Origin of the sequence: Pseudomonas sp. AFG_SD02_1510_Pfu_092 (assembly GCF_003331055.1) — a bacterium.
In the GTDB taxonomy this organism is placed as follows: domain Bacteria; phylum Pseudomonadota; class Gammaproteobacteria; order Pseudomonadales; family Pseudomonadaceae; genus Aquipseudomonas.
On the sequence record NZ_PUQD01000105.1, the window covers coordinates 1 to 6,808 of the forward strand.

At 65.3% G+C, this 6,808-nt stretch carries 7 protein-coding genes; 3 read left to right on the plus strand and 4 right to left on the minus strand.

Going from position 1 to position 6,808, the window contains the following annotated elements:
* Positions 1–118 precede the first annotated feature (118 nt).
* Together C6A77_RS24750 and C6A77_RS24755 are read right to left on the minus strand one after the other, a co-directional pair.
* Positions 119–1,192, minus strand: a complete 1,074-nt coding sequence (locus C6A77_RS24750) for an AI-2E family transporter (RefSeq protein WP_114171976.1) — start codon at positions 1,190–1,192, stop codon at positions 119–121.
* A 12-nt stretch (positions 1,193–1,204) separates the two neighbouring features.
* Positions 1,205–2,263, minus strand: coding sequence for a DUF2066 domain-containing protein (locus C6A77_RS24755; RefSeq protein ID WP_114171977.1), 1,059 nt, complete (start codon positions 2,261–2,263; stop codon positions 1,205–1,207).
* A gap of 339 nt (positions 2,264–2,602) precedes the next feature.
* Between C6A77_RS24755 and purM the strand changes: the two genes are divergently transcribed.
* The 3 genes from purM to C6A77_RS24770 are packed head-to-tail and all read left to right on the plus strand — an operon-like array spanning position 2,603 to position 5,033.
* On the plus strand, positions 2,603–3,661 hold the full coding sequence (gene purM / locus C6A77_RS24760) for a phosphoribosylformylglycinamidine cyclo-ligase (RefSeq protein ID WP_114171978.1): 1,059 nt from the start codon (positions 2,603–2,605) through the stop codon (positions 3,659–3,661).
* Complete coding sequence (gene purN, locus C6A77_RS24765; protein WP_114171979.1) at positions 3,661–4,314, plus strand: phosphoribosylglycinamide formyltransferase; 654 nt, start codon at positions 3,661–3,663, stop codon at positions 4,312–4,314. The genes purM and purN overlap by 1 nt, the downstream gene beginning before the upstream one ends.
* 8 nt (positions 4,315–4,322) lie before the next feature.
* Positions 4,323–5,033, plus strand: coding sequence for a DUF3108 domain-containing protein (locus tag C6A77_RS24770; RefSeq protein ID WP_114171980.1), 711 nt, complete (start codon positions 4,323–4,325; stop codon positions 5,031–5,033).
* A 226-nt stretch (positions 5,034–5,259) separates the two neighbouring features.
* On the opposite strand, the gene C6A77_RS24775 is transcribed toward C6A77_RS24770, so the two are convergent.
* Both C6A77_RS24775 and mazG read right to left on the minus strand, forming a co-directional pair.
* Positions 5,260–5,799, minus strand: coding sequence for a DUF2058 domain-containing protein (locus C6A77_RS24775; RefSeq protein WP_114171981.1), 540 nt, complete (start codon positions 5,797–5,799; stop codon positions 5,260–5,262).
* Between the two features lie 26 nt (positions 5,800–5,825).
* Entirely contained in the window at positions 5,826–6,659 is an 834-nt protein-coding gene (gene mazG, locus C6A77_RS24780; protein ID WP_114171982.1) for a nucleoside triphosphate pyrophosphohydrolase, read from the minus strand.
* Positions 6,660–6,808 lie beyond the last annotated feature (149 nt).

Genomic DNA, 6,808 nt, shown 5'->3' on the forward strand with positions numbered 1-6,808 from the left:
CCGCGCCCCGCCCCCCCCCCCCCCCCCCCCCCCCCCCCCCCCCCCACCCCCCCCCCGGGGGGGGGGCGGGGGGGGGGGGGGGGCCCCCCGGCGATGGGCCCCAAAGCGGCCCCCAGGATCACAACTCCGGGTCGACATCCCCGGCATACAGGTCCGATTCCTTGTACAGGTCATGCACATGCCGCAGCAGCACCATGATCACCGCCGCCACCGGCAGCGCCAGCAGCACCCCGGTGAAGCCGAACAGCTCGCCGCCGGCAAGAATGGCGAAGATCACCGCCACCGGATGCAGGCCGATGCGGTCGCCTACCAGCAGCGGTGTCAGCACCATGCCTTCCAGCGCCTGACCGACCATGAATACCGCGACGATGCCCAGCATCGGATACAGGTCACCGCCGAACTGGAACAGCCCGGCCACCAGCGCCGCGCCGATGCCGATGATGAAACCCATATAAGGCACGATGGCCGCCAGCCCGGCCAGCATGCCGATCAGCAGCCCCAGTTCCAGCCCCACCAGCATCAGGCCCGCCGAATAGATGATGCCCAGCGCCACCATCACCAGCAGTTGCCCACGCACGAACGCGCCCAACACTTCGTGGCACTCTCCGGCCAGGCCCATCACCTGCGGCTCACGCTGACGCGGCAACAGGCTGCGCAGCTTGCCCATCATCAGGTCCCAATCACGCAGCAGGTAGAAGCCCACCACCGGGATCAGCACCATGTTGGCCAGCCAGGCCATCAGCGCCAGGCCCGAAGCCGTAGCATGCGACAGCAGCATGCCGACGATATCGGTGGTCTGGCCCATGTGCGCACCGATCGCAGCCTTGATCTTGTCGAACTTCCAGAAGCCATCGGCCAGACCCAGGCGGCTCTGCACCCAGGGCAGCGCCACATGCTCAAGCCAGTCGAGCATTTGCGGGGCCAGCTCGTACAGGCGCACCAGCTGCTTGGCCAGCATCGGTATCAGCACCAGCAGCAAGGCCAGCAGCACCAGGGTGAACAGGCCGAACACCACCACCACGCCCCAGGTGCGTGACAGCCCCAGGCGCTCGAGGCGGTCGACCAGCGGGTCGGCCAGGTAAGCCAGCAGAATGCCGACCAGGAACGGGGTAAGAATATTGTGCAGGCTATAAAGCAGCACGGCGATCAGCAGGGCCACGCCCAGCCAGATCCAGCGGCGTACATCGGTCAAGGCTTGCTCCCCTTACCAGCGAAAACGCAGGCCGTCGAACGGCGTGGGCGCGGGTTGCGCCGGCGCGCTTTGCCCGGCGGCGGGCTCCACTGCCGGTGCGGGCGTGGCAGGCGCCTGCTCCACCGGCACTTCCTGCAGCTTGGCCAGGCCAAGCTGGGCACGCAGCTGCTCACGGTTGCCGGTTACCCCGTAGGTCAGGGTGCTGCCTTCGGCCATCTGCAAGCGCGGGCCGTAGGGTTCCAGCACGCGAGCAAGCTCGGCGTAGCGCTGCAGGTTCATCCCTTGCACCTGCACTTGCAGCTGGCTGCTGGCGCCAGGGCGGGTGACGTAGCGCGGCGCCAGGCGGCTGCCGACCGCCAGCATCACCGCATCGGCCAACGCTGCCGGGTCGCTGCCCTCGGCAGTGCCCTGCTCACGCTGGTCGCCCAGCCACAGTTGCCACTTGCCCTGCCACTTGTCGTCGGCTTGCTGGGCATGCACTGCCAGCAAGGCGTCGGCGCCGTAGCGCTCGGACGCCTCGCGCAGCGGCGCCGGGTTGCTACCTTCGATCTGCCCGGCGTTGGCCACCAGCTGCTCCTGCAGGTCGCCCAGCGGCAAGCGCAATGGCAGGCCACGGTGCTGGGCGGCACGGCGCAGGGGCTGGGCGCTGGCCTGGCCGTCACCGACCAGGCTGCTGCCCTCGGCACTGTCATTCAACCACCAGCCGAGGATCGACGGCCGGTTGCTCCCCCACAACGCCAAGCCGGCCTTGCGCAGGGCCCGCTCGGTGCTGCCCGGGTCGAACTCGACCAACACCGACTCCGGCGGGCCGGCTTCGCTGGCAACCTGGTTGATGATTTGCTGCGGGTCTTTGCGCAGCTCGGCCAGCGCCGGGCTTTGCGCGGCCTTAGGGTCGCCGGTCAGGCGCAGCACGAGCGTATCGAGGGCCTTCGCGGTTGCCGCCGCGCGGGCTTCGGCGCCCTGCCCGCTGACCGGCTCGCGCACCTGATAAAGGCCGGCGACATTTTCGGCCTGGGCAGTGGCCGAGACCAGGGCCAGGCAACCGACTGCCAGAATATTGAACAAACGCATGGAGGATTCCTGTCCAGAGCACATGGAGCGACGGGGCGCTGCCTGCAGGCTGTGACCGCCACGGGCAGGAAATGCTCCGTGGCACCGGGCAATTCTGCCCGCCACCTTTCCTATACCTTATACAGCCGCCCGCACGGCAACCAGTCACGGCCGGTGAAAGGAGGTTTTTTAATGCTTTCGGCACCTGCCCGTCGGCCTGAGGATGGCCGCTGCCCGGCAACCCTGATAAAATCGCGCGCCTTCACAGAGCACTGACGTTTCAGGCAGCCGCCGCTTACCCGCCGGCCTTGGCCGTCGTGGTCGTTTTTAAGAATCCCTCCCTCCTAAAGGCCTGGATCAATGAGCAAGCAACCCTCCCTGAGCTACAAGGACGCCGGTGTAGACATCGACGCCGGCGAAGCACTGGTCGAACGCATCAAGGGCGTGGCAAAACGCACCGCACGCCCTGAAGTCATGGGTGGCCTGGGCGGCTTCGGCGCCCTCTGCGAGATCCCGGCCGGCTACAAGCAGCCAGTACTGGTCTCCGGCACCGACGGCGTCGGCACCAAGCTGCGCCTGGCCCTGAACCTGAACAAGCACGACAGCATCGGCCAGGACCTGGTCGCCATGTGCGTCAACGACCTGGTGGTGTGCGGCGCCGAGCCGCTGTTCTTCCTCGACTACTACGCCACCGGCAAGCTCAACGTCGATGTCGCCGCTACCGTGGTCACCGGCATTGGCGCCGGTTGCGAACTGGCCGGCTGCTCGCTGGTCGGTGGCGAAACCGCCGAAATGCCCGGCATGTACGAAGGCGAAGACTACGATCTGGCTGGCTTCTGCGTCGGCGTGGTGGAAAAGGCCGAGATCATCGACGGCTCCAAGGTTGCCACCGGCGACGCGCTGATCGCCCTGCCCTCCTCGGGCCCGCACTCCAACGGCTACTCGCTGATCCGCAAGATCCTCGAAGTGTCGGCCACCGACATCGAGAACACCCAGCTGGACGGCAAGCCACTGACCGACCTGCTGATGGCGCCGACCCGCATTTACGTCAAGCCGCTGCTGCAGCTGATCAAGAACACCGGCGCGGTCAAGGCCATGGCCCACATCACCGGTGGCGGCCTGCTGGACAACATCCCGCGCGTACTGCCGGCCAACGCCCAGGCGGTCATCGACGTGGCCAGCTGGCAGCGCCCGGTGGTGTTCGACTTCCTGCAGGAAAAAGGCAACGTCGACGAGCATGAAATGCACCGCGTACTGAACTGCGGCGTCGGCATGGTCATCTGCGTGGCGCAGGATCAGGTCGAAGCTGCCCTCAACGAACTGCGCGCCGCTGGCGAGCAGCCATGGGTGATCGGCCACATCGCCGAAGCCGCCGAAGGCGCTGCCCAGGTCGAGCTGCAGAACCTCAAGGCACACTGATGCCGAGCAAGACCTGCAATGTAGTGGTACTGCTGTCGGGCTCCGGCAGCAACCTGCAAGCCCTGATCGACAGCTGCCAAGGCCAGGACAGCCCGGTGCGCATCCGTGCGGTGGTGTCCAACCGCGCCGATGCCTACGGCCTGCAACGCGCCGCGGCAGCCGGTATCGACGCCGTGGTACTCGACCACACCCGGTTCGACGGCCGTGAAGCCTTCGATGCCGCGCTGATGGCGCGCATCGACGGTTTCGCCCCGGACCTGGTGGTGCTGGCCGGCTTCATGCGCATCCTCAGCGGCGACTTCGTGCGCCACTATCAGGGCCGCCTGCTCAACATCCACCCGTCGCTGCTGCCCAGGTACAAAGGCCTGCATACCCACCGCCGGGCACTGGAAGCGGGCGACGCCGAGCACGGCTGCAGCGTACACTTCGTGACTGAGGAACTCGATGGCGGCCCACTGGTCGTACAGGCTGTAGTACCGGTAGCGTCTGACGACACTGTCGAAAGCCTGGCCCAACGGGTACACCGTCAGGAACACCTGATCTACCCGCTGGCGGTGCGCTGGTTCGCTGAAGGGCGCTTGCGTCTTGGCGAACAGGGTGCATTACTGGATGGCCAGCCTCTGGCGGCCAGCGGTCACTTGATTCGATCCTAGGAGAATTTATGCGTCGCGCCCTGCTCTTGGCTCTCGCCGTGCTCGCCCTGCCCCTCCAGGCAGCTGACCTGAAGCCTTTCTCGGCAAGCTACACCGCCGACTGGAAGCAGCTGCCCATGAGCGGCACCGCCGAGCGCAGCCTGGTCAAGAATGCCAACGGTACCTGGGACCTTAACTTCAAGGCTTCCATGATGATCGCCAGCCTGACCGAGCAAAGCACCCTGCGCATGGACAACGACACCCTGCTGCCGCAGCAGTACCACTTCGAACGCGGCGGCCTGGGCAAGGCCAAGAAGGTCGACCTGACCTTCGACTGGAGCGCCAAGAAAGTCACCGGCAGCGACCGTGGCGATGCCATCAACCTGCCGCTGAACCGTGGCGTGCTGGACAAGTCGTCCTACCAGCTGGCGTTGCAGCATGACGTAGCGGCCGGCAAGAAGAGCATGACCTATCAGGTGGTCGACGGTGACGAGATCGACACCTACGACTTCCGCGTGCTGGGTACCGAAAAGGTTACCACCAAGACCGGCCAGGTCGATGCGGTGAAGGTCGAGCGCGTGCGCGACCCAAGCCAGAGCAAGCGTATCACCGAGCTGTGGTTCGCCAAGAGCTGGGACTACCTGCTGGTGCAACTGCGCCAGGTAGAGACCGACGGCAAGGAATACGTGATCGTGCTGCAGGATGGCACGGTCGATGGCAAGCCGGTGAAAGGCAACTGAGCCAGCGCTGCCAGCAGCACCCGAAGCCCCGCCTTGTGCGGGGCTTTTTTGTGCCCTCTCAAAGCTCCCACATTTAACCGCGAAACAAGGCCGGCTGGTGGGCATGTTCCACAACGAACACGAAGCGCACCAGTACCGCGCAGAACTGGAAGACCTGGAAAACCAGCGCACCACGCAATGACCCGTCTTCAAAAGAAAAACCCCGCCAAGGCGGGGTTTTCTGCGTTTACCACATCAGATCGTCAGGGATCTTGTAGGCCGCGTACGGGTCATCCTCGTCCGCTTCCTCGACATGGGTATTGAGCAGCAGGATACGCCCAGGGTCGCGCTCCTGGATCTTCACTGCCGCTTCCCGCGGGATGACTTCGTAACCACCGGCATGCGCGACCACGGCCAGCGCGCCATTGCTCAGCTTGGTGCGCATCAGCGCGTTGACGGCAATGCGCTTGACCTTCTTGTCGTCGACGAAGTTGTAGTAGTCCTCGGTGTTCAGCTTGGGCAGACGCGTGGCTTCGATCAGCTGCTTGATCTGCGCGGCACGGGCTTTCTGCTCGGCCTTTTCCTGCTGCTGGCGGTTCAGCTCCTGGTCGCGCTTGACCTTTTCGGCCATGGCTTCCTTGGCCATGCGCTGCTGGCTGTCGTCGACTTCGACCTGGCCTTTGTGCTCCATGCGCTTCTGTTTCTTTTCAGCTTTGTTGGTCTGCGAGACCTGTTTCTGGTTGACCAGACCGGCTTTGAGCAATTGGTCGCGAAGGGAAAGGCTCATGAATGTTCACTCACTTATGCAACAGCTCAGCCGCAGCTGGGCAGGTTCTTTTCCTGACGTTTGGCTTCACCCCAAAGGGCGTCCAGTTCATCAAGGTTACACGCTTCAATGGGGCGACCGCTGTCACGCAATGCCTGTTCGATGAAGCGGAATCGCCGCTCGAACTTGCGATTGGCACGGCGCAGGGCATGTTCCGGGTCCTGCTTGAGGTGGCGGGCCAGGTTGACGGTGGCGAACAGCAGGTCGCCAACTTCGTCTTCGAGCGCATCGGCATCGCCATCGGCCATGGCCTGCAACACTTCGTCCAGCTCTTCGCGGACCTTGTCCAGCACCGGCAATGCCGCTGGCCAGTCGAAACCGACCGTGGCCGCGCGCTTTTGCAGTTTGGCTGCCCGTGACAACGCCGGCAAGGCTGCCGGTACGTCGTCGAGCAGCGACAGCTGCTCGGGCTGGCTCTTCTCTGCGCGCTCCTCGGCCTTGATTTCTTCCCAGCGCGACTTGACCTGGGCCTCGCTCAGGCTGGGGGTATCCACCGGGGCGTACAATTCGCCAGTGGGGAACACATGCGGGTGGCGGCGGATGAGCTTGCGGGTGATGCTGTCGACCACCCCGTCGAACTCGAAACGCCCCTCCTCACGGGCCAGCTGGCTGTAGTAGACCACCTGGAACAACAAGTCGCCCAGCTCACCTTGCAGGTGCTCGAAATCGCCGCGCTCGATGGTGTCGGCGACCTCGTAGGCCTCTTCGATGGTGTGCGGGACGATGCTCGCGTAGTTCTGCTTCAGGTCCCACGGGCAGCCATATTGCGGGTCGCGCAGGCGGGCCATGAGGTGCAGCAGGTCTTCGAGGGTGTAGGTCATGGTCAGCTATTCCTCGGCGGGGGCTTTGCCCCCGATCGCCGGGGCCCCCCCCCCCCCCCCGGGGGGGGGAAAAAAAAAAAAAAGGGGGGGGGGGGGGGGGGGGGGGGGGGGGGGGGGGGGGGGGGGGGGGGGGGGGGGGGGGGGGGGGG